General features: G+C 72.2%; 22 protein-coding genes. 6 read left to right on the top strand and 16 right to left on the bottom strand.

What is annotated here, in order from left to right:
• Nucleotides 1-16 precede the first annotated feature (16 nt).
• Nucleotides 17-664, top strand: a complete 648-nt coding sequence (locus tag OHT77_RS25285; protein ID WP_328830747.1) for an SCO3374 family protein — start codon at nt 17-19, stop codon at nt 662-664.
• Here the strand turns inward: OHT77_RS25285 and OHT77_RS25280 are convergent.
• The 10 genes from OHT77_RS25280 to OHT77_RS25235 form a co-directional block, all read right to left on the bottom strand.
• The gene (locus tag OHT77_RS25280; protein WP_055512928.1) at nt 643-978 is read right to left on the bottom strand and encodes a histone-like nucleoid-structuring protein Lsr2; all 336 of its coding nucleotides are present in this window, start codon (nt 976-978) and stop codon (nt 643-645) included. The two genes, OHT77_RS25285 and OHT77_RS25280, sit on opposite strands and share 22 nt — an antisense overlap.
• Before the next feature lie 224 nt (nt 979-1,202).
• Nucleotides 1,203-1,736, bottom strand: coding sequence for an amino-acid N-acetyltransferase (locus OHT77_RS25275; protein ID WP_019064250.1), 534 nt, complete (start codon nt 1,734-1,736; stop codon nt 1,203-1,205).
• A gap of 9 nt (nt 1,737-1,745) precedes the next feature.
• Nucleotides 1,746-2,159 carry a BlaI/MecI/CopY family transcriptional regulator gene (locus OHT77_RS25270; RefSeq protein ID WP_266769787.1) on the bottom strand — a complete coding sequence of 138 codons (414 nt, stop codon included), beginning with the start codon at nt 2,157-2,159 and terminating at the stop codon, nt 1,746-1,748.
• Between the two features lie 120 nt (nt 2,160-2,279).
• On the bottom strand, nt 2,280-2,459 hold the full coding sequence (locus OHT77_RS25265; RefSeq protein ID WP_266769788.1) for a hypothetical protein: 180 nt from the start codon (nt 2,457-2,459) through the stop codon (nt 2,280-2,282).
• A gap of 48 nt (nt 2,460-2,507) precedes the next feature.
• Complete coding sequence (locus OHT77_RS25260; protein ID WP_328834337.1) at nt 2,508-3,167, bottom strand: hypothetical protein; 660 nt, start codon at nt 3,165-3,167, stop codon at nt 2,508-2,510.
• Between the two features lie 221 nt (nt 3,168-3,388).
• Complete coding sequence (locus OHT77_RS25255; RefSeq protein WP_266769789.1) at nt 3,389-4,186, bottom strand: type III pantothenate kinase; 798 nt, start codon at nt 4,184-4,186, stop codon at nt 3,389-3,391.
• Between the two features lie 2 nt (nt 4,187-4,188).
• Nucleotides 4,189-5,175 carry a carboxylating nicotinate-nucleotide diphosphorylase gene (gene nadC, locus OHT77_RS25250; RefSeq protein ID WP_328830746.1) on the bottom strand — a complete coding sequence of 329 codons (987 nt, stop codon included), beginning with the start codon at nt 5,173-5,175 and terminating at the stop codon, nt 4,189-4,191.
• A 5-nt stretch (nt 5,176-5,180) separates the two neighbouring features.
• A complete protein-coding gene (locus tag OHT77_RS25245) occupies nt 5,181-6,899 on the bottom strand; it encodes an L-aspartate oxidase (protein ID WP_328830745.1) in 1,719 nt (572 codons plus the stop codon).
• Nucleotides 6,896-7,903 carry a pantoate--beta-alanine ligase gene (panC, locus tag OHT77_RS25240; RefSeq protein WP_328830744.1) on the bottom strand — a complete coding sequence of 336 codons (1,008 nt, stop codon included), beginning with the start codon at nt 7,901-7,903 and terminating at the stop codon, nt 6,896-6,898. The genes OHT77_RS25245 and panC overlap by 4 nt, the downstream gene beginning before the upstream one ends.
• The gene (locus tag OHT77_RS25235) at nt 7,900-8,820 is read right to left on the bottom strand and encodes a Rossmann-like and DUF2520 domain-containing protein (RefSeq protein ID WP_328830743.1); all 921 of its coding nucleotides are present in this window, start codon (nt 8,818-8,820) and stop codon (nt 7,900-7,902) included. The genes panC and OHT77_RS25235 overlap by 4 nt, the downstream gene beginning before the upstream one ends.
• A gap of 184 nt (nt 8,821-9,004) precedes the next feature.
• Between OHT77_RS25235 and OHT77_RS25230 the strand changes: the two genes are divergently transcribed.
• Nucleotides 9,005-10,213, top strand: a complete 1,209-nt coding sequence (locus OHT77_RS25230; protein ID WP_328830742.1) for a threonine aldolase family protein — start codon at nt 9,005-9,007, stop codon at nt 10,211-10,213.
• A gap of 135 nt (nt 10,214-10,348) precedes the next feature.
• Here the strand turns inward: OHT77_RS25230 and OHT77_RS25225 are convergent, their stop codons facing one another.
• Entirely contained in the window at nt 10,349-10,573 is a 225-nt protein-coding gene (locus tag OHT77_RS25225; RefSeq protein WP_328830741.1) for a hypothetical protein, read from the bottom strand.
• Between the two features lie 99 nt (nt 10,574-10,672).
• Between OHT77_RS25225 and OHT77_RS25220 the strand changes: the two genes are divergently transcribed.
• Entirely contained in the window at nt 10,673-11,785 is a 1,113-nt protein-coding gene (locus OHT77_RS25220) for a DUF5937 family protein (protein ID WP_328830740.1), read from the top strand.
• Nucleotides 11,786-11,834: 49 nt separating this feature from the next.
• Here the strand turns inward: OHT77_RS25220 and OHT77_RS25215 are convergent, their stop codons facing one another.
• The gene (locus tag OHT77_RS25215) at nt 11,835-12,506 is read right to left on the bottom strand and encodes a response regulator transcription factor (RefSeq protein ID WP_328830739.1); all 672 of its coding nucleotides are present in this window, start codon (nt 12,504-12,506) and stop codon (nt 11,835-11,837) included.
• 135 nt (nt 12,507-12,641) lie between these two features.
• Complete coding sequence (locus tag OHT77_RS25210) at nt 12,642-13,847, bottom strand: sensor histidine kinase (protein WP_328830738.1); 1,206 nt, start codon at nt 13,845-13,847, stop codon at nt 12,642-12,644.
• Between the two features lie 118 nt (nt 13,848-13,965).
• On the opposite strand from OHT77_RS25210, the gene OHT77_RS25205 reads away from it, so the two are divergent.
• The gene (locus OHT77_RS25205; RefSeq protein ID WP_328830737.1) at nt 13,966-14,991 is read left to right on the top strand and encodes an SAM-dependent methyltransferase; all 1,026 of its coding nucleotides are present in this window, start codon (nt 13,966-13,968) and stop codon (nt 14,989-14,991) included.
• A gap of 58 nt (nt 14,992-15,049) precedes the next feature.
• On the opposite strand, the gene OHT77_RS25200 is transcribed toward OHT77_RS25205, so the two are convergent.
• Entirely contained in the window at nt 15,050-16,201 is a 1,152-nt protein-coding gene (locus OHT77_RS25200) for an NADH-quinone oxidoreductase subunit D (protein WP_328830736.1), read from the bottom strand.
• Between the two features lie 31 nt (nt 16,202-16,232).
• On the opposite strand from OHT77_RS25200, the gene OHT77_RS25195 reads away from it, so the two are divergent.
• Nucleotides 16,233-16,733: a PH domain-containing protein gene (locus OHT77_RS25195; RefSeq protein WP_328830735.1), complete on the top strand. Its 501-nt coding sequence runs from the start codon at nt 16,233-16,235 to the stop codon at nt 16,731-16,733.
• Nucleotides 16,730-18,085 (top strand): PH domain-containing protein, encoded by a 1,356-nt coding sequence (locus OHT77_RS25190; RefSeq protein ID WP_443048113.1) that lies wholly within the window; start codon nt 16,730-16,732, stop codon nt 18,083-18,085. The genes OHT77_RS25195 and OHT77_RS25190 overlap by 4 nt, the downstream gene beginning before the upstream one ends.
• Nucleotides 18,086-18,092: 7 nt before the next feature.
• On the opposite strand, the gene OHT77_RS25185 is transcribed toward OHT77_RS25190, so the two are convergent.
• Both OHT77_RS25185 and OHT77_RS25180 read right to left on the bottom strand, forming a co-directional pair.
• Nucleotides 18,093-19,541 (bottom strand): hypothetical protein, encoded by a 1,449-nt coding sequence (locus tag OHT77_RS25185; protein ID WP_328830734.1) that lies wholly within the window; start codon nt 19,539-19,541, stop codon nt 18,093-18,095.
• 88 nt (nt 19,542-19,629) lie between these two features.
• Nucleotides 19,630-20,766, bottom strand: a complete 1,137-nt coding sequence (locus OHT77_RS25180) for an alpha/beta hydrolase (protein WP_328830733.1) — start codon at nt 20,764-20,766, stop codon at nt 19,630-19,632.
• Nucleotides 20,767-20,934 lie beyond the last annotated feature (168 nt).

The following is a 20,934-nucleotide window of genomic DNA, read 5'->3' as shown; positions in this document are numbered from 1 at the left end:
AGCGGTTGCTCTTGGCATGGTTGGCACAGTCCCCCCTCGCACCACGGTCCCGCTCCCCCGCCGCCCGCTCGATCCGGACGACCGGCAGCGGCACTGGTACGAGAACGAACTGGGGTGGCGCACGGTGCCCGGGGAGCCGCTGAGGCTCGTCACCGGCCTGCGCTTCGACGTCCTGGACGTGCCGGTCGAGGCGGGCGCGGCGGCGCTGTGGCGGCTGGGCCCCGACTCCCCGGTGGCCGTACGGGGCGACCGGATGCGGCTGCTGGTGGCCGCGGGCAGCGCGGAGGAGCTCCCGGGGCTGCTGGACTGGCTGGAGTGGGGCGCTCTGGCGCCGGCGCTGGATCTGGTGGCGCTGGGCGCGGACGGGCACATGGAGGCGCCGTCGAGGCCCGGGGAACGGCCCGTGAGGGCGCCGCTGCCCGGAGCGGGGCCCGCGGAAGGTCGATCGCTTCCTCCGGGCCGCTCGCGTCCCTTGCAGGGGGCCGCCGTATGGCTGCGGCCCCCCGAGCCGGGGTGCGAGGTCGAGGCCTCGCTGCCGACGCTGTCGGCCGTGGGGGGCGTCGGGGACGCCCCTGATCTCGTACGACTCGTGGACACGGTGGCCACTCAATGCCACCGGGTCCGACTGCGGCGCTCGTGCGCTCAGCCGTTGGCCTTCTCGTAGGCCTCGCGAATGGACGCGGGAACACGGCCGCGGTCGTTGACCTCGTAGCCGTTCTCCTTGGCCCACGCGCGAATCTGCGCGGTGTCCTGGCTGCCGCCGGTGGCGGCGCGCGCCTTTCCACGGCCACCAGAAGCGCGGCCACCGGTACGGCGTCCGCCCTTCACGTAAGCCTCGAGAAGGCCACGGAGCTTGTCCGCATTCGCGGTGGTGAGATCGATCTCGTACGTCTTGCCGTCCAGCGCGAACGTCACCGTCTCGTCCGCCTCGCCGCCGTCGAGGTCGTCGACAAGAAGGACCTGAACCTTCTGTGCCACCGGATTTCCTTTCATCGATTACTTGCGGGCCTGGGGTCTGCGGCGTCCGCCGTTTCGCCGTCCCCTGTTATATGCAGTACTGCAGTACGTCGGAAAGCAAACCGCTTTTGCTGGAAAAACACAAACCCCTGGGAGAGACCGAGTGACCTCCCCGGCCCAGAAAGATGCGCGTTTCGGACATAGGGAACCTGGGCAGGGGGACCCGGCCGAATTGAGCGGGGCGATCACAGATGCAGAAGCATCCGGCTGTTGCCCAAGGTGTTCGGTTTCACCCGTTCGAGACCGAGGAACTCCGCCACGCCCTCGTCATAGGAACGCAACAGCTCCGCGTAGACATCGGTGTCGACCGGCGTCTCACCGATCTCCACGAAGCCGTGCTTCGAGAAGAAGTCGACTTCGAAGGTGAGACAGAAAACGCGACGAACGCCTAGCCAACGAGCCGTGTGCAGCAACTTCTCCAGCAACTGATGACCGACACCGGCACCCTTCAGGCCGGGCTTCACCGCGAGAGTACGGACTTCCGCGAGGTCTTCCCACATGACGTGCAGTGCCCCGCAGCCGACGACCTCCGCGTTGTCGTCCCGTTCGGCGACCCAGAACTCCTGGATGTCCTCGTAAAGAGTCACCGTCGCTTTGTCGAGCAGGATGCGACCGCGGACGTAGGCGTCAAGGAGTCGGCGCACCGCCTCGACATCGCCCGTCCTGGCCCGCCGGACGGTGATGGCTTTCGCGGTGACTTCGGGGTGCTCTGCTGACATGAGCGGACGCTATCGCCCGCCGCCCGAGGGCGCGGAGCCGGGGTTCTGGACGCCATCCGAGGGTTCGGGTGTTTCCGGTCCCTGGACGATCCGTACGGCGCTGCGGAGGGCCTCGCGCTGTTCGTCGCTCATCATCCCGAAGAACGCGACGAGAGCGGCGGCGGGGTTGTCGCTCTGGGACCAGGCGTCGTTCATCAGGGCGGCGGAGTAGGCGGCTCGTGTGGAGACCGCCTCATATCGATAGGCCCGGCCTTCCGCCTCACGACGCACCCAGCCCTTCTGATGGAGATTGTCCAAAACGGTCATCACCGTGGTGTACGCGATCGACCGTTCCTGCTGAAGGTCTTCCAGGACTTCTCGAACGGTCACCGGGCGGTTCCACTTCCACACCCGCGTCATGACCGAGTCTTCGAGTTCTCCCAATGGGCGAGGCACAGCTCAGAACCATAGTGGAAAAGGAACAAAAAGGGCGTACGACTCGGAAAGCACGTGCACGCGTGCGGGAGTCGTACGCCCTTGAAGGCGCCGCGGAAAGCGGAAGGTTCAGGCGTCGCCGGCCGAAGAGGCCTGGCGGGCGCTCTCCGCGCGCGCGATGGCGGCGTCTACGGCCGCGTCCTCCTTGGCCTTCATGGCCCCGCCCTGGGTCTTCACGATGACCCGGATCAGTCCGATGAAGAACACGGCCATGACGACCGGGGGCACGAGCGCGGAGACATAGTCCATGTCCTCCAGAGTAGCCACGGGCCCACGGGAGGACGGGGCGGGGTCGCTTCAGCCGGCGGCGAGCTGCTGCGGCGGGTTCGTGGGGGGCGGTGCCGGTTTGCGCCGGGGGAAGACCTCGCCCGGGGTGGGGATCGGCCGCGACGGTTTCGGCGCCGCGGGCGAGGGCGCCGGCGAGGGCCGCCCACCCGGCCGCTCCACGGGCTTGCGTACGGGCTCCTTCGCGTCCTCCCCGACCATGTCCCCGGCGTCTCCCGAAAGGCCGCCGGAGAGGCCTCCGGGGAGCGCCAGGAGGCGGGTGCGGGACGCCGGGACCGTCGGGGCGGGCCGGGTGGTCGTACGGCGGGCGAGGCGCGCGCGGACGTCCTGTTCGGCGAGCGTGAGGCAGCGGTCCAGGAGGACGGCGGCGGAGGGGTTGCCGCGCAGCGCCCTCAGCGCGGAGAGGTCGTCGACGTCCGGGCGGTACCCGGCGCCGAGCGCCTCCTCCAGGAGCGTGAGGTAGCCGGCGGTGGTGCCGGGCAGGGCGGCGCGGTACCGGGCGAGGTCGGCGACCAGGAAGGCGCGCAGCCGGACTCCCTCGCGTACCGCCTCGTCGAGGGATTCGGCGAGCCGGAGACAGTCCTGGACGTCCTCGGCCGAGGCGGTGCGGGGCTGGAGGGCGAGGGCGAGAGCGCGGCGGAGCACACGCAGCTCCTCCGCACCGAACGCCATGCCGCCGCGGGATCCGTATGGCGTGGGCATGCGGCGACGATACGCGCTAATCAGACAAATTCGACATAGGGGGCGGGTGTGGCGTGGGGTTTTCGCCTGATGGCGGGGATGTGAACCCCGCGCGCGTGGTCACGCCGGGGGGGGGCGGCACGCGCGCGGGGTTCACACCCGGGACGCCCGCAAGGTGGCCGGGCAGCCTCTTGTGTGTCCCGCGCGCGTGGTCACATCCGCGAGACGTTGCGCTCGTAGACCAGCCGGAGGCCGATCAGCGTCAGCCAGGGCTCGTGCTCATCGATCACCGAGGCCTCGCCGAGGACCATGGGGGCGAGGCCGCCGGTCGCGATGACAGTGACGTCCTCGGGGTCGTCGGCCAGCTCCTTGGCCATGCGGTTGACGACGCCGTCGACCTGGCCGGCGAAGCCGTAGACGATGCCCGACTGCATCGCCTCGACGGTGTTCTTGCCGATCACGCTGCGCGGCCTGGCCACCTCGATCTTGCGCAGCTGGGCGCCCCTGACGCCGAGCGCCTCGACCGAGATCTCGATCCCGGGGGCGATGACACCGCCGATGTACTCCCCGCGCGCGGAGACCGCGTCGAAGGTGGTCGCCGTACCGAAGTCGACGACGATCGCCGGGCCGCCGTAGAGCTCGACGGCCGCGACCGCGTTGATGATGCGGTCGGCGCCGACCTCCTTGGGGTTGTCGGTGAGGATCGGGACGCCGGTCTTGACGCCCGGTTCGACGAGGACGGCGGGCACGTCGCCGTAGTAGCGGCGGGTCACCTCGCGCAGTTCGTGCAGGACGGACGGGACGGTGGCGCAGATCGCGATGCCGTCGATGCCGTCGCCCAGCTCCTCTCCGAGGAGCGGGTGCATGCCCATCAGACCCTGGAGGAGGACGGCGAGTTCGTCGGCCGTGCGGCGCGCGTCCGTGGAGATGCGCCAGTGCTCGATGATCTCCTCGCCGTCGAACAGGCCCAGGACGGTGTGCGTGTTGCCCACGTCGATCGTGAGGAGCATGACTACTGCGCCTCGCGGAGGTCGAGGCCGATGTCCAGGATCGGCGAGGAGTGGGTCAGGGCGCCCACGGCGAGGTAGTCCACCCCGGTGTCGGCGTACGCCTTCGCGTTGTCCAGGGTGAGCCGTCCCGAGGCCTCCAGGGCGGCGGCGCCGGCGACGATGCCGACGGCCTCCGCGCACTCCTCGGGCGTGAAGTTGTCCAGCAGGATCAGGTCGGCGCCGGCGTCCAGGACGTCGCGGAGCTGGTGCAGGGTGTCGACCTCGACCTCGATCGCCACGTCCGGGAAGGCCTCCCGTACGGCCTTGAAGGCCTGGGCGACGCCGCCCGCGGCGACCACGTGGTTGTCCTTGACGAGGGCCGCGTCCGAGAGGGACATGCGGTGGTTGACCCCGCCGCCGCAGCGGACCGCGTACTTCTCCAGGGAGCGCAGTCCCGGTGTCGTCTTGCGGGTGTCGCGGACCTTCGCCTTCGTGCCCTCCAGGACGTCCGCCCACGCGCGCGTGGCGGTCGCGATGCCGGAGAGGCGGCACAGGAGGTTGAGCGCGCTGCGCTCGGCGGTCAGCAGGTCACGCGTGCGCGTGGTGACCGACAGGAGCTTCTGTCCTGCCTCCACGCGGTCGCCGTCCTCCACGTGCCGCTCGACCTCGAACTCGTCGGTGCAGACCACGGAGATCACCGCTTCGGCGACCCGGAGGCCCGCCACGACACCGGCCTCGCGCGCGGTGAAGTCGGCGGTGGCGACGGCCTCTTCGGGAATGGTCGCCACAGTCGTCACGTCGACGCCGCCCGCCAGGTCCTCCTGGATGGCGACATTGGCGATGTCCTCGACCTCCAGGGGGTCGAGTCCGGCGTCGGCCAGGAGCTCGGCGAGCGCGGGGTCGAGACCGCACACTGCGTACTCTGCGGCCTCCTCGTCGGCGCCCGCGCCGCAGGCACAGCCGTCGCCGCAGCCGCCGCTCTCGGCGAGGGGAAGGTCGTGGGTGCTCACTTCTGTCACTGCTCCTGGGGACGGTGCTGCCGGGTCGGGGGGAAGTCTGCGGTGTCCGTGGTGTCCACGGCCAGCGTGCGGTCGGGATTCAGCCGTACGACGATGTGGCGCCGCCACGCGGTGTCGTCACGGTCGGCGTGGTCCTCGCGCCAGTGGCAGCCGCGGGTCTCCGCGCGGCGGGCGGCGGCGGTGACCAGGACACGGGCCACGCACAGGAGGTTGGTGGCCTCCCAGGTGTCGACGCCGGGCTCGGCCGTCTTGCCGTTCTCGTCGAGGGCGTCACGGGCGTCCGTGTGCAGCTGCTGGAGCTGTGCCGCGGCCCGGGCCAGGGATTCGGCGGAGCGCAGGACACCCGCGCCCTCGGTCATGATCCGCTGGATCGCGAAGCGGGCCTCGGGGGCGAGCAGCGGGTGCGCGGGCTTCTCGGGGTGCGGGACCGGCTCGGGCACACGCGCGTGGAGGGCGTTCTCGGCCTGGTTCCCGGTGATGTCGGCGACGATCCGCTCGGCGTAGACGAGGCCTTCGAGGAGCGAGTTGGAGGCGAGCCGGTTCGCGCCGTGCACACCGGTGCAGGCGACCTCCCCGCACGCGTACAGGCCGGGGACGGTCGTACGGCCCCGGGAGTCGGTGCGGACACCGCCCGAGGCGTAGTGGGCGGCCGGGGCGACCGGAACCGGCTCGGTGACCGGGTCGATGCCGTGGCTGCGGCAGGCGGCGAGGATCGTCGGGAAGCGGTGCTCCCACATGTCGGCGCCGAAGTGCCGGGCGTCGAGGAACATGTGCTCGGCGTCCTGCTCCAGCATCCGCCGCGTGATGCCCTTGGCGACGATGTCCCGGGGCGCCAGCTCGGCGAGCTCGTGCTGGCCCACCATGAAACGCACGCCCTGGGCGTCGATCAGGTGGGCGCCCTCGCCGCGCACCGCCTCGGAGACCAGCGGCTGCTGGCCCTCCGCGTCGGCGCCGAGGAACAGCACGGTCGGGTGGAACTGCACGAACTCCAGGTCGGAGACCTCGGCGCCCGCGCGGAGGGCCAGCGCGACCCCGTCACCGGTCGACACGGACGGGTTGGTGGTCGCCGAGAAGACCTGTCCCATGCCGCCGGTCGCGAGGACCACCGCGGGCGCGTGCACGGCGCCCACGCCGTCGTGCTGGCCCTCGCCCATGACGTGCAGGCTCACGCCCGCCGTACGCCCCTCGGCGTCCGTCAGGAGGTCCAGCACCAGCGCGTTCTCGATCGTGCGCAGGCCACGCGCGTGGACGGCCTCGACGAGCGCCCTGGAGACCTCCGCGCCGGTCGCGTCGCCGCCCGCGTGCGCGATCCGGCGCCGGTGGTGACCGCCCTCGCGGGCGAGCTCCAGGCCGCCTTCGGAGGACTCGTCGAAGTGGGCGCCGGTCTCGATGAGCCGCCGTACGGCGTCGGGGCCCTCGGTGACGAGGATGCGGACGGCCTCCTCGTCGCACAGGCCCGCGCCCGCCACCAGGGTGTCGTCCAGGTGCTGTTCGGGGGTGTCGCCCTCCCCGAGGGCCGCGGCGATGCCGCCCTGGGCCCAGCGGGTGGAGCCGTCGTCGAGGCGGGCCTTGGTGACCACGACCGTCCGCAGCCCGGCCGCCTCGCAGCGCAGGGCCGCCGTCAGACCGGCCACTCCGGAGCCGACGACCACCACGTCCGCGTCGATGGACCACCCGGGGGCGGGTGCGTGCAGTCGTATGCCTGTGCTGGTCACGAGGCGGCTCCGAGGGTTCCGAAAGCGAGTGGGATGTTGTCGATCAGCCGGGTCGTCCCGACCCGGGCGGCGACCGCGAGGACGGCCTCGCCGGTGAAGTCCTCGTCGACGTCCGTGAAGTCGGACGGGTCGACGAGGGCCAGGTAGTCCAGGACCAGCGGCGGGTCCAGCCGGGCCGCGTCGTCGAGGACCAGGCGGGCCGCCGCGCGGACGGACGCCGGGTTGCCGGGACCGGGGGCCGCCTTGGCGACGGCGTGCGCGTCGGCCGCCGCGCGGGACTCCCCGATGGCGCTGAGGGCCTCGGCACGCGCGTGCGTGGCGGGCACCTCGCGGGCCCGGGCGCGCAGCGCCTCCTGGGCCGCGTGCCGGTCGCGGCCGGCGAACAGGGCCTGGGAGAGGGCGAGCGCGGTACGCCGCTCCCGGGAGGACAGATAGCGGTTGCGGCTGGACAGGGCCAGGCCGTCGGCCTCGCGCACGGTCGGCACGCCGACGATCTCCGTGCCGAAGTTCAGGTCGCGCACCATGCGGCGGATCAGGGCCAGCTGCTGGGCGTCCTTCTGGCCGAACAGCGCGGCGTCGGGGCGGGTGAGGTGCAGCAGCTTGGCGACCACGGTGAGCATGCCGTCGAAGTGGCCGGGGCGGACCGCGCCCTCCAGGCGTTCGCCCATGGGGCCCGCAGAGATGCGCACCTGGGGTTCACCGCCGGGGTAGACCTCGTCCACGGAGGGGGCGAACACGACGTCCGCGCCCGCCTGTTCGGCGATCTTGAGGTCGGCGTCCAGGGTGCGCGGATACCGGTCGAGGTCCTCGCCCTGACCGAACTGCAGCGGGTTCACGAAGACGGTGACCACGACCTCGCCGTCCGGTCCCGCGATCTCGCGCGCGGCGCGGACCAGCGTGGCGTGGCCCTCGTGCAGGGCGCCCATCGTCATCACGACGGCGCGACGGCCCGCACGCGTGCGTGCGTGCAGTTCGTCGGCGGTGCGCACCAGGGTGGTGGTCATCGGGCATCTCCCTCGGCGCCGTTGGCGAGTACCCCGAGGAGGTCCTCGGCGAGTTCCGGCTTCAGCAGCCCGTGGGCCAGGGCGCGGTCGGCCGTCGCGCGGGCCATCGCCAGATAGCCGGCGACGGTCTGCGGGGCGTGCTTGCGCAACTCGGTGATGTGCGCGGCGACGGTGCCCGCGTCCCCGCGCGCGACGGGGCCGGTCAGCGCCGCGTCGCCGGAACGCAGGGCGTTGTCCAGGGCGGCTCCCAGCAGCGGGCCGAGCATCCGGTCGGGGGCCTCGACGCCGGCCGTGCGCAGCAGCTCCATGGACTCGGCGACCAGGGTGACCAGGTGGTTGGCGCCCAGCGCGAGGGCCGCGTGGTACAGCGGGCGGTTCTCCTCGGCGATCCACTCGGGCTCGCCGCCCATCTCGATCACCAGGGCCTCGGCGGCCAGCCGCAGCTCCTCGGGCGCGGTGACCCCGAAGGAGCACCCGGCGAGCCGCTGGACGTCCACCGGGGTGCCCGTGAAGGTCATCGCGGGGTGCAGCGCGAGCGGCAGCGCGCCCGCCCGCAGCGCGGGGTCCAGGACCTGTGCGCCGTACCGCCCGGAGGTGTGCACGAGCAGCTGCCCGGGGCGTACGGCCCCGGTGTCGGCGAGGCCTTCGACGAGCCCGGGCAGGGCGTCGTCAGGGACGGTCAGCAGCACCAGGTCGGAGCGCTCCAGGACCTGCGCGGGCGTCACGACCGGCACGTCCGGGAGCATCAGCGCGGCCCGTCGCCTGGACGCGTCGGAGACCCCGGAGACGGCCACCGGGCGGTGCCCGGCCAGCTGGAGGGAGGCGGCCAGCGCGGGGCCCACCCGGCCGGCGCCGACGACACCGACGGCGAGCCGCGCGGGGCGGTCCTTGGGCTCTGGCTGTTGGAATGTACTCACGCGACGGCGGCCTTCCCGTTCCAGTCCGCTCCGGGTACCGGACGATTTCTCGTCATGTTAACGCGATCGGTTCGGGAGGCGTCCGGTTGTCCACAGGCTGTGGGTTGTCACACAGCCCCGCCGTACGGGAAAGCCCGGGAAAACCAGGTGTTCCGACGGACCCGCGCCAGGCATCATCCGGAGCATGAGCGATACGCCGGAACAGGCAGAGCAGAGCGACCGGGCGACAGAGGCGACCACCGACGAGGAACGCGCCCTGACGCGCCGCGCACGGCGCACCGCCGCGAACCGGAACGCGGAGCGCGCCCTCGCCCGCTTCGCCTTCACGGACCCCCTCCGGGAGCGGCTCGCGTTCCTCCAGGAGGCGGCCGAGCTGTACGACCTGGACGAGCCCTCCGACATCTACGGCACCGGCCTCGTCGAGGTCCTGGAGAAGCGGGTCGCCGCACTGCTCGGCAAGGAGGCCGCGGTCTTCTTCCCCACCGGCACCATGGCGCAGCAGATCGCCCTGCGCTGCTGGGCCGGCCGCACCGGCAACCCCACGGTCGCCCTGCATCCGCTCGCCCACCCCGAAGTGCACGAACGCGACGCGTTCAGCCAGGTCAGCGGGCTCCGCCCGGTCCATGTGACGCGCGAGCCCCGGCAGCCGACCGCCGACGAGGTACGCGACTTCCCGGAGCCCTTCGGGACGCTGATGCTCGAACTGCCCCTCCGGGACGCCGGTTTCCTGCTGCCTTCCTGGGAGGAGCTCTCCGCCGTCGCCGAGGCCGCGCGCGAACGCGACGCCGTGGTCCACTTCGACGGCGCCCGCCTGTGGGAGTCCGCCGCCCACTTCGACCGCCCGCTCGCCGAGATCGCCGATCTCGCGGACAGCGTCTACGTGTCGTTCTACAAGTCCCTCGACGGCCTCGGCGGCGCCGCGATCGCCGGCCCGAAGACCCTCGTCGACGAGGCGAAGACCTGGCGGCACCGCTACGGGGGCATGGTCTTCCAGCAGTTCCCCACCGTGCTGACCGCCCTCGCGGGCCTGGACCGGGAGCTGCCCCGGCTGCCCTCGTACGTGGCCCACGCGCGCGTGGTCGCCGACGCGCTGCGCGAGGGGTTCGCGGCGGCCGGGGTGCCCTGGGTACGCGTCCACCCCGAGCGACCGCACACCAACGAGTTCCAGCTCTGGCTGCCGTACGACCCCGACGTCGTCATGGAGGCGGCGATCCGGCACGCCGAGGAGACGAAGACCGCCCTCTTCAGCGCTCCCTGGGACGCGAAGGGCCCGGGCCTGGCCGTGACGGAGGTCTCCGTACGGGCCGACGGCCTGGAGTGGACCGCCGACGACGTGAAGACGGCGGTCGCGGACTTCGTGGTCCGGCTGGAGGAGGAGTCGAAGGGCGGCTGAGGGGGGCTGCTCGGGACACGGCTCCTCTGGAACCGGCTCTGGAAGGCGACGGCCGCGCGGCGGCGCCGGAACACGGCCTCGGGCGGCGCTGCCCGTTTGCCGTCAGCCGACGGAACGTAGACGCAGGTGTTGTCGTCAGCAGGCGGACCTCGGGCGCGGCCGTCCCAACCGCCCCAACCGCCCCAGCGCCCGCCGTACCCGCCCCCCGGCCGGGCGCCCGGTGACGACCGCGCGGAACTGCCAATAGCCGCGCAGCTCGCGGGCGGTCTGCCGGTCGTGGGTGCCGGGCGGGGGCGGCGGGGTCTCGCCGAGGCGCCGGGCGCGGTAGGTGTCGAGAGCGTGCTGCTGGGTGATGCTCATGCGTCCAGGCTGCGCCGCTCCCCCGTGGCTGTCGCGTCGATTGACGGGCGGCGTCAAACGAGGGGGGCGTTGTCAGTGGCGGGGTGCACGATTGGGGACATGAGCGTGCACATCGACATCACCGGGCTGCGGCAGGAGCGGATCACCTTCGCGCCCTCACCCCTGGGCGAGCTGTGCATGGCGCTGCACGCGATGTCCGAGCCCGGGCACCACCCCGGCCTCCAGGGCTGGGTGACCGGTGTCACCGCACGGCTCGACCCGCATCTGGCCGACCGGATGTGCGAGGCGGACTTCCTGTGGCGGTCGACGTTCTCCGACCTGTTCCTGCCGTACGCGGGCATCCCGGGCCGGAGCACGCTCCCCGGGGCCACGCTCGCCGAGGAGCTGGACCTGCTGGACAAGCTGACGGACGAGCAGTTCGTGGACGCCGCGATGGAGTTCACCACCTGCGCGATCTCGTACAGCACGGGCGGACCGGGGCCGCTCACCGACGCCGGGATCCGGCGCCGCGCCCTGGAGCAGGCGGCCGCGCGGGGTCCGCATCAACTGGCTTTCACCGAGCGGCTGTTGGCCGACCCGCCGCGGACCAGGGCCTGGCTGCGGCAGTTCCTGGAGGACTGTGACGAGGCGTTCTTCGCGGAGACCTGGTCCCGGACGCACCATCAACTCGTGGCCGACGCCCGCCACAAGACGGACCTCCTGCGCCACAAGGGCCTCGCCGAGGCGCTGACGTCGATGTCCAGCGCCGTGACCCTGGACGAGAGCGCCACGCGCATCACGGTCGACAAGCTCGGCACCGGAAGCACGGCCACCCAGGACGGCGGCCTCCTCCTGGTGCCCACGGCCCTGGGCTGGCCGCACCTCACGGTCCTGTACCGGTTCGGCTGGCAGCCCGTCGTGCACTACCCCGTGCACAACACCCCGAAGATCGCCGCGCCGACCTCCCTGGAGCAGCTGACCCTGCGGATGACCGCCCTGTCCCACCCGGTGCGCATGCGCCTGTGCCGCAGCCTGGCCCGGAGCGCGTTCACCACCAGCGAGCTGACCCAGGTGCACGGCATGACGGCCCCCGAGATATCCCGCCACCTCGGCGTCCTGAAAAAGGCTGGCCTGATCACCACCCGCCGCCGCGGCCGCTATGTCCTGCACCAGCTGGACGTCACGATGGTGGCCCGCCTGGGCAGCGACTTCCTGGAGGGCATCCTCCGGTGACCGCCCCGGGCACGGCATCCTCCGGTGATCGCCCCTGGGAGGCCAGAAGTCAGCCGTGCCCGCCGGCCCGCACCAGACCCGTCTCGTAGGCCAGGACGACGACCTGCACCCGGTCCCGGAGGCCGAGCTTCGTCAGGATGCGGCCGACGTGGGTCTTCACGGTCGCCTCGGAGAGCACCAGGCGGGCCGCGATCTCACCGTTGGACAGGCCCTGGGCGACGAGGATCATGACCTCGCGCTCGCGCTCGGTGAGCCGCTCCAGCTCCTTGTGCTGGGGCTCCTTGCCGGAGGCGGGCAGCATCGGGGCGAAGCGGTCCAGGAGGCGCCGGGTCGTCGAGGGCGCCACCACGGCGTCGCCGCTGTGCACGGAGCGGATCGCGGTGAGGAGTTCGCCGGGCGGCACGTCCTTGAGCATGAAGCCGGAGGCGCCGGCCTTCAGCCCGGAGAAGGCGTACTCGTCGAGGTCGAAGGTGGTCAGGATCAGCACCTTCGGCGGGTTCTCGCCCTGGCAGATGCGGCGGGTGGTCTCCACGCCGTCCAGCTTCGGCATGCGGACGTCCATCAGCACCACGTCGACCGCGGTCGCGGCCAGCACCTGAAGGGCCTCGACGCCGTCGCCCGCCTCGGCGACGACCTCCATGTCCGGCTGGGCGGCGAGCACCATCCGGAACCCGGTGCGCAGCAGCACCTGGTCGTCGACGAGCATCACGCGGATCGTCATCGGGTTCTCTTCCGTTCCGTCAGGATCGTTCAACAATTGCTTCAACAGGTCGTGAACTGGTGCAACAGGTCGGTCAGCGGTCCAGCAGATCGTTCAACAAGGCGTTACAGGTGTCACTGCCCGGCGTACGGGACGTCAGTGCGCCGGTTTGAGCGGAAGCAGCGCGCTGATGCGGAAGCCGCCGCCAGGCCGCGGGCCCGCGTCCAGGGTGCCGCCGACCATGCCGACCCGCTCGCGCATACCGATCAGACCATGCCCCTGCCCGTCGGCGCCGCCCTCCTCGTACAGCTCGTGCGGGGCGCCCTTGCCGTCGTCCTCGACGAGCAGCCCGAGACCGTCGTCGAAGTAGACCAGCCGCACACTGGCGCCCGTGTTCGGGCCGCCGTGCTTGCGGGTGTTGGTGAGCGCCTCCTGGACGATGCGGTACGCCGTCAGCTCGACGCCGCTGGGCAGCGGGCGCGGGGTGCCCTCGACCTTGAAGTCGACGGGAAGCCCGGACGTACGGCACTGCTCGACCAGGTCGTCGATCTGCTCGACGTCCGGCTGCGGCACGTACTCGCCGGCCTCCTTGTGCTCGCCGGTGCGCAGCACGCCCAGCAGGCGGCGCATCTCGGCGAGGGCCTGGCGGCCGGTGGAGGAGATCGTCTCCAGGGCCTTCTTCGCCTGGTCCGGCGCGGAGTCGAGGACATAGGCGGCGCCGTCGGCCTGGACCACCATCACCGACACGTTGTGCGCGACCACGTCGTGCAGCTCGCGGGCGATCCGGGCGCGCTCGGCGGCGACCGCGACCTTCGCCTGCGCCTCGCGCTCCTTCTCCAGCCGGGCCGCGCGCTCCTCCAGCTGCGCGAAGTACGCGCGCCGGGTGCGCATCGAGTCGCCGAGCACCCAGGCCAGCGCGAACGGCACCGTCTGGAAGACCGCTATGGCGACCAGCCCGGCGGAACTGGTCCCCTCCTGCGGCCAGCGGATCTGCGCCAGGGTCGCCGCGGACAGACCGGAGACCAGGGCGAAGCGGGACGCCCAGCGGGCACCGGTCGCGGCGACCGTGTAGACGATCACCAGCATGGCGAAGTCGGCCGCCACGGGCTCGACGTCGAGGAACAGTTGCGCAAGACCTGTCGCCGCGGCCAGGACGAGCATCTTCTCCGGCCAGCGGCGGCGCAGCGCGATCGCCACACACATCACGGCGGACACCGCCATCGCCCCGGCGGCCGTCCCGTGCCGGCCGGACGCGTAGCTGGTGCTGGCAATGCTCACGCCGCTCAGCCCCAGCAGGAAGACAGCCCAGAAGGTGTCGACCCATGTCGGGTGTCTGCGGAGGAAGTCGTAGAGGCGCTGCACGTAACCCAGCGTAGGGACGCGTGCGGTGTGCGGGGGTCAACCGGAGGATCGATCCGTATACGCCCGGCGTACTCCCCAAGGTGGAGGCCCCGTTGTCCTGTGCACTTAGTCTGACCACGTGACGGAAGACACCACGGGCCGGTGGCGCGGCTGGCGGACGGCGTCCCAGGAGGCCCTGTACGGGCCCGAGGGCTTCTACCGCAGGCCCGAGGGCCCCGCCGGACACTTCCGGACGTCGGTGCACGCGTCGGCGCTCTTCGCGGGCGCCGTGGCCCGGCTGCTGTGCCGGGTGGACGGGGCGCTGGGCAGCCCGGCCGCCCTGGACTTCGTGGACCTGGGCGCAGGCCGCGGCGAGCTGGTGACCGGAGTCCTCGCCGCGCTCCCCGCAGAGGTGGCCGCACGCGTGCGTGCCCACGGCGTCGAGCTCGCCGACCGCCCCGCAGGGCTCGATCCCCGCGTCGAGTGGACGGCCGAGCCCCCGAAGGGGATCACCGGGCTGCTGTTCGCCAACGAGTGGCTGGACAACGTGCCCGTGGAGGTCGCCGAGGTCGATCCGGCAGGCGTCCCTCGGCTCGTCCTCGTACGGGAGGACGGCACCGAGCGGCTCGGGGAGCCCGTCTCCGGCGCTGAGGCCGCGTGGCTCGCCCGGTGGTGGCCGCAGGCGCCCGAGGAGGGGCTGCGGGCCGAGATCGGCCTCCCCAGGGACACGGCCTGGGCGTCCGCCGTCGCCGCCGTCGACCAGGGGCTCGCGATCGCCGTCGACTACGCGCACACCCGGGACACCCGCCCCCCGTTCGGCACGCTCACCGGCTTCCGCGAGGGCCGTGAGACGGCACCCGTACCGGACGGCTCGTGCGACATCACCGCGCACGTCGCCCTGGACGCCTGCGCGAGCGCGACGGCCACCGCTCCGGCGGGCGCACTCCTCGGCGCACGCCTGCTCACCCAACGCGCCGCCCTGCGCGCCCTCGGCGTCACGGGCGCGCGCCCCCCGCTCACCCTGGCCTCGACCGACCCGACGGCGTACGTCCGCGCCCTCGCGAGCGCCGGCGAGGCCGCCGAACTCACCGCAGCGGGCGGCCTCGGCGACTTCGGCTGGCTCGTGCAGCCGGTCGGCATCCCGGACCCGCTGGACGAGCCCTGAACAGCCGCTGCTTGCCGATCAGTTGGCGACATCGCCGCCTGCCTGCCGAAGTCGCGCCCTACTTGTCGATGTCCCCGACCACGAAGAACAGCGACCCCAGGATCGCCACCATGTCCGCCACCAGCGTCCCCGGCAGCAGCACCGCGAGCGCCTGGATGTTGTTGTACGACGCCGAGCGCAGCTTCAGCCGGTACGGGGTCTTCTCGCCCTTGCTGACGAGGTAGTAGCCGTTGATGCCGAGCGGGTTCTCGGTCCACGCGTACGTGTGCCCCTCGGGCGCCTTGAGGACCTTCGGGAGCCGCTGGTTGATCGGACCGGGCTCCAGCTCGGCGAGCCGGTCGAGGCAGGCGTCCGCGAGGTCGAGCGCGTTGTGGGTCTGCGCCAGGAGCACCTCGAAGCGGGCGAGGCAGTCGCCCTCCTGGCGTGTGACGACCTCCAGGGTGTCCTGGAGCTCGCCGTACGCGAGGTACGGCTCGTCGCGCCGCAGGTCGAAGTCGACGCCGGAGGCACGCGCGATGGGCCCGCTCACGCCGTACGCGTGCACGGCCTCCGCCGACAGCGCGCCCACTCCGCGCGTGCGGCCCCGGAAGATCTCGTTGCCGAGCACCAGGTCGTCGAAGCGGTCCATCCGGGAGCGCACCGCGGCGACGGCCTCACGCGCGCGTGCCGTCCAGCCCGCCGGAACGTCCTCCTTGAGTCCGCCGACGCGGTTGAACATGTAGTGCATGCGCCCGCCGGAGACCTCCTCCATGACGTTCTGCAGCACCTCGCGCTCCCGGAACGCGTAGAACACCGGGGTGATGCCGCCGAGTTCGAGGGGGTACGACCCCAGGAACATCAGGTGGTTGAGCACCCGGTTCAGCTCGGCGAGCAGCGTGCGCGTCCACACCGCGCGCGGGGGCACCTCCATGCCGAGCATGCGCTCCACCGCGAGGACGACGCCCAACTCGTTCGAGAAGGCCGACAGCCAGTCGTGGCGGTTGGCGAGCATGATGATCTGGCGGTAGTCGCGCGCCTCGAAGAGCTTCTCGGCGCCGCGGTGCATGTAGCCGATCACCGGCTCCGCGTGCTGGATGCGCTCGCCGTCCAGGACGAGCCGAAGGCGCAGCACACCGTGTGTGGAGGGATGCTGGGGGCCGATGTTGAGCACCATGTCGGTGCTCTCCGCGGCGCCGCCGATCCCGACCATGGTCTCCGTCGTGGGAGTCATGGACACAGTCTGTCGTACGTACGCTTGCGGCATGGAAACGGGGACTGCCGCCCAGGACGGCGCGGCGAGCGAGCCGGTGTGGACCGGGCTGCCGCCGGGGCTGCTGAAGATGCGACGCCTGTTGCTGGTGGTGTGGCTGGGGCTGCTGACCGTGGCCCTGGGGGTGCCACTGGGGCTGTTCGTCGGCCCCGGGTGGGCCGCGTTCGCGCTGCTGCCGCTCGCCCTGATCGTGTGGGGCTGGGTGGTGCTGGGCCGCAACTGGCGCTCCTGGAGGTACGCCGAGCGCGCGGACGACCTGCTGATCACCAGGGGCGTGCTCTGGCACCACGAGACGATCGTGCCGTACGGGCGGATGCAGCTCGTGGAGGTCACCTCGGGGCCGGTGGAGCGGCACTTCGGGCTGGCCAGCGTGCAGTTGCACACGGCGGCCGCGGCGACCGACGCGACGATCCCGGGGCTCGTGCCGGCCGAGGCCGAGCGGCTGCGCGACCGGCTCACCGAGCTGGGCAAGGCCCGATCGGCGGGGCTGTGACGACGCCGGGCGCCGAGAAGGACGTACCCGAGGGCGCCGGGGTCATACGGGAGCACGCGCCCGTGGTGGAGCGGCGGCTGCATCCGGTGACGCCGTTGCGGCGGGCGTGGGCGCCGGTCGCCGTCGTCATCGGGTGGGCGGTGCACGACCCGAACCAGGCGCAGGAACAGCTGACGAAGCTGACCACCATCACCCTGCTGATCGCGCTGGCCGTGATCGTGCCGGCCGCCGGCCTGTACGGCTTCCTGACCTGGTGGTTCACGCACTTCGCGGTGACCGACACCGAACTGCGCATCCGTACCGGCCTGTTGTTCCGGCGCACCGCGCACATCCGGCTGGAGCGCATCCAGGCCGTCGACGTCACACAGCCGCTCCTCGCGCGCGTGGCCGGTGTCGCCAAGCTGAAGCTGGACGTCGTAGGGACCGACAAGAAGGACGAACTCGCGTTCCTCGGCGAGGGCGAGGCGCGGGCGCTGCGGGCCGAACTCCTCGCGCGGGCGGCCGGTTTCGCGCCGGAGACCGCGCACGAGGTCGGCGAGGCGCCCGCGCGGCAACTGCTGCACGTGCCGGGCGGCGTCCTCGCCAAGTCCCTGGTGCTGACCGGCGCCACCTGGGGATCGCTGGCCGCCGCCCTCGTCGTACCGCCGCTCCTGTGGCTGGCCACCCACAGCGTGTGGACGGTCCTCGCGACCGCGCTGCCGCTGCTGGGCGCGGCGGGCGCGAGCAGCGTGGGGCGGTTCGTCGGGGAGTACGACTGGACGGTGGGCGAGTCCCCGGACGGGCTGCGCATCGACCACGGGCTGCTGGACCGCACGCACGAGACAGTGCCCCCGGGGCGCGTGCAGACCGTACGGATCGTGGAGCCGCTGCTGTGGCGGCGGCGCGGCTGGGTGCGGGTCGAGCTGGACGTGGCCGGTTCGTCCAACTCGGTGCTGGTGCCGGTCGCCCCGCGCGAGATCGCCGAGTCGGTCGTCGCGCGCGTGCTGCCCGGCGTGACCGTGCCGCCCCGCGAGGCGCTGTCCCGTCCCCCGCGCCGGGCCGGCCGCTGCATGCCGCTGTGGTGGCGCGGCTACGGCCTCGCGGTCACCGACACGGTGTTCGTGGCCCGGCACGGGCTGCTGCGCCGGAGCGTGGCGCTGGTGCCGCACGCGAAGGTGCAGAGCGTACGGCTGGCTCAGGGGCCCTGGCAGCGCCTCTGGCGGCTCGCGGAGGTCCACGTGGACACGGGGGCCAACAAGACCGTCACGGCCCGTCTGCGGGACGCGGAGGAGGCCACGGAGCTGCTGCGCGGCCAGGCCGAGCGGTCACGGACGGGGCGCAGGGACGCCCGCCCGGACCGCTGGATGGCCTGACGGCGGGTCAGGAGGCCGCGCTGCGCAGCCCTTGGAGGTTGATCTGCTCGGTCTCGTCGTGGGCCGTCAGGTCGATGACCTGTCCGACGCCGACATCGCGCGAGCGGTCGTCGGCCGGCTTGAACTGCGCCTCGGCCTCCGCCTTGTGCACGGCGAGGGCCTCCTGGCCGACAACGTCGGCGAGGTCCTCGTTCTGCACGGCGTCCATCGCGGCGGACGTCGCGCCCTTCTGCATCCCGAAGAAGTCGAAGCCGCCCTCGACCATCGGGCGCCGTACGGGAGCCGCCGGCACGACCGCCACCGCGGTCGGCACGGTGAAGTGCCCCGACGGCTGCGCGGAGTGGGCGGGCTGAGCGTGCTGGACGGACTGCGCGGCCGGGGGAACGGCGGCCGCGTGCTCATGCCCGTCGACCGCCTCGGGCTTCCCCTCCGCCTCGTCCTCCTGCGCGGCCTCCGACTCGGAACCGCCGCTGTCGGCCCGCACCGGGGCGGGTTCGCCGCCCGTGGACTCCTCGTCCTTCGGGGCGAAGTCCTTCGACGCGGGGGCCTTCGATGCTGCGGCCTTCGATGCAGGGGCCTTTGACGCCGGAGCCTTTGACGCCGAGTCCTCGGCGTCTGAGTCCTCAGGAGCCGACTCCTCGGGCCCGGCGTCCTTCGCCGCGGGGTCCTTGGGCGCGGGGTCCTCGGGCCCGGGCGTCCCGCCGTCGTCCTCGTGCCGGACCAGCGCCGCCTTGGCCCGCAGGAAGAGCTTGGAGCCCTCCGGGGAGAACACCGTGGCCGCCGCGGGCTTCTCCGCCGGAGCGACGACCTCGCCCGGCTCCGGCTCGTCGTCCTCGGCGTCGAACTCGTCCTCCGCGTCCGTCCCGTCCTCGGCGTCGACCGAGGCAGCCACAGCCTCGGTGTCGTCGGTCTCGGGAACGTCGTCCTGGAACTCCGGCTCGACGTCCGCCACGACGTCATCGGCCTCCACCGGAACCGGCGGCAACGCGCGCGCGGGCTCAGCGGCCTCTATCTCCAGCAGCCGGCGGCCCTCCAGGGCGCTCGCGCGCTCGGTCTCCGCCGTGGCGTACCGGCGCAGCAGCGCCGCGTGTTCGTTGCGCAGGCCCGCGAGTTCGGTGCGCTTGGCGCGCAGCTTGTGCTCCAGCTTGACGCGGAGTTCGCGCGACTCGTCGAGGTCGGACTCGAGTTCGGCGAGCCGCTCCTCGTAGCGCCACTCGTCGCTCGTACGCGCGCGTATCAGGTCGGCGACCTGTTTGCCCGCCTGTGTGTCCCAGCGGCGCATGAACGCCGCCCCGACGAGCGCGGTCGCGGCGGCGATCGCCGCCACTATGCGGAGCGCCGCCGGCTGCGAGAAGACCCAGGGCCCGAAGGCGCAGACGAGCGACACGCCCGCGATCGCCGAGGGGGGCAACAACCGGTGCAACGGCGGGGAATGGCGGTGACGTCCACGTGGCATGGCCAGAAACTTACCGCGCGTAGGCGAATCATGGTGCCCCGCCCGGTAAAAACACAGCCACCCCTCTTCCCTCACACGGGTCCCGTGGTCACTTCCACCAGTCGGTGAGCCGCCCGCTGATCCACTGGAGGGCCGGCGGGATCTCCCGTCGCCAGGTGTTGAAGTTGTGGCCGCCGCTGTCCAGGATGATCGACGAGATCCGGGTGGAGTTCCTGGCCTGCACCTGGTCGATGAATTTCAGGGTGTCGTGGTAGTTGTGCTCCCCGACTTTGCTGCTGGTGACGAGCAGTGAGGTGTCGGGCGCGGGACGGTGCTTGAGGTACCAGGACAGGTCTGCCTCGTTGCGCAGCGTCTCGTCGCCCTGGAAGAGGTCTCCCGTGGTGGGGTCCTTCGGCGCCTTGTAGTACGGCGACAGGCCGGCCCCCGCGACATACGTCCCCGGGTGGTGCATCGCGAGTTTCAGAGCGCAGTAACCACCCGTGGAATCGCCGATGATGCCCCAGCTCGCGGGCTTCTTGCTCACCCTGTAGTGACTCACCACCGCGTCGGGAAGGTCCTTGGCGAAGAACGACTCGGTCTGCGGTCCGCCCGGGACGTCCACGCACTCCGTGTCGCGCGGCGGCGCCACCGTGGGCCGCATCATCACCAGGATCATCGGCTGCATCCGGCCCGCCCTGGCCAACTGGAGGGCGGTGCGCGGGTAGTTCAGCTTGTCGACGAGCGCCTTGGCGGTGCCCGGGTACCCCGTGAGGACGACCGTCGCCGGGAACGAGCGCGTGCGGTACTGCGGCTGGAAGTACTCCGGCGGCAGGTACACGTACGCGGGGGTGGCGATGTGGGTCGTACGGCCGACTATGTCGACCCGCTGCACCTGGCCCACGCGCTGCGGCCGCGAGGAGCCGCCCGGCGCGTCCACCCGCCGGGTGTCGACCACATGGAGCGGGCCGCCGGTGTTCTGGAGCGCCGAGTGGTCGACGACCACTCCCTGGTCGGTCTCCTTGCCGAACAGGTCGGCCCAGCTGGCGTAGAAGCCGAAGGCCTGGTTGACGCCGAGGCCGACCGAGGCGAACAGCACCAACTGGGTGGCCAGGAGCAGGCCGACGCGGCCGCTGACGGCCCGCCAGTTCCGCCTGGCCAGGCGGGGCCACAGCCACACTGTGCCGATGAACAGCAGCACGGCGAACGCGACCGCCAGTACCAGCACTTTCCTGCTCGTGAGTCCCATGAGCTGTCCCCGCCTGCGCTTTCCGCCCGCCGCGCGCACGCAAGTTTCGCGAACGTTTGCCCCGGGCTTTCCTCTGCCTTTGAACCGGCTTTCCGGTGAGGAAGGAACCTCCTTCCCCTAGACACCGTCCTAGAGGGCGCAATGTCGCCGGATGCCCGAATCGGGCCC

Source organism: Streptomyces sp. NBC_00252 (assembly GCF_036187565.1).
Classification (GTDB): domain Bacteria; phylum Actinomycetota; class Actinomycetes; order Streptomycetales; family Streptomycetaceae; genus Streptomyces.
Note: the sequence above shows the minus strand (reverse complement) of the source record. Positions and strands in the feature narration are given on the sequence as shown.

What these genes read in the sequence shown, in the direction of transcription:
- OHT77_RS25285 (WP_328830747.1), top strand. Translation starts at nt 17, where the DNA reads ATGGTTGGCACAGTCCCCCCTCGCACCACGGTCCCGCTCCCCCGCCGC.
- OHT77_RS25275 (WP_019064250.1), bottom strand. Translation starts at nt 1,736, where the DNA reads ATGTCAGCAGAGCACCCCGAAGTCACCGCGAAAGCCATCACCGTCCGG.
- OHT77_RS25265 (WP_266769788.1), bottom strand. Translation starts at nt 2,459, where the DNA reads ATGGACTATGTCTCCGCGCTCGTGCCCCCGGTCGTCATGGCCGTGTTC.
- OHT77_RS25260 (WP_328834337.1), bottom strand. Translation starts at nt 3,167, where the DNA reads ATGGCGTTCGGTGCGGAGGAGCTGCGTGTGCTCCGCCGCGCTCTCGCC.
- OHT77_RS25255 (WP_266769789.1), bottom strand. Translation starts at nt 4,186, where the DNA reads ATGCTCCTCACGATCGACGTGGGCAACACGCACACCGTCCTGGGCCTG.
- panC (WP_328830744.1), bottom strand. Translation starts at nt 7,903, where the DNA reads ATGACCACCACCCTGGTGCGCACCGCCGACGAACTGCACGCACGCACG.
- OHT77_RS25230 (WP_328830742.1), top strand. Translation starts at nt 9,005, where the DNA reads ATGAGCGATACGCCGGAACAGGCAGAGCAGAGCGACCGGGCGACAGAG.
- OHT77_RS25225 (WP_328830741.1), bottom strand. Translation starts at nt 10,573, where the DNA reads ATGAGCATCACCCAGCAGCACGCTCTCGACACCTACCGCGCCCGGCGC.
- OHT77_RS25220 (WP_328830740.1), top strand. Translation starts at nt 10,673, where the DNA reads ATGAGCGTGCACATCGACATCACCGGGCTGCGGCAGGAGCGGATCACC.
- OHT77_RS25215 (WP_328830739.1), bottom strand. Translation starts at nt 12,506, where the DNA reads ATGACGATCCGCGTGATGCTCGTCGACGACCAGGTGCTGCTGCGCACC.
- OHT77_RS25200 (WP_328830736.1), bottom strand. Translation starts at nt 16,201, where the DNA reads ATGACTCCCACGACGGAGACCATGGTCGGGATCGGCGGCGCCGCGGAG.
- OHT77_RS25195 (WP_328830735.1), top strand. Translation starts at nt 16,233, where the DNA reads ATGGAAACGGGGACTGCCGCCCAGGACGGCGCGGCGAGCGAGCCGGTG.
- OHT77_RS25185 (WP_328830734.1), bottom strand. Translation starts at nt 19,541, where the DNA reads ATGCCACGTGGACGTCACCGCCATTCCCCGCCGTTGCACCGGTTGTTG.
- OHT77_RS25180 (WP_328830733.1), bottom strand. Translation starts at nt 20,766, where the DNA reads ATGGGACTCACGAGCAGGAAAGTGCTGGTACTGGCGGTCGCGTTCGCC.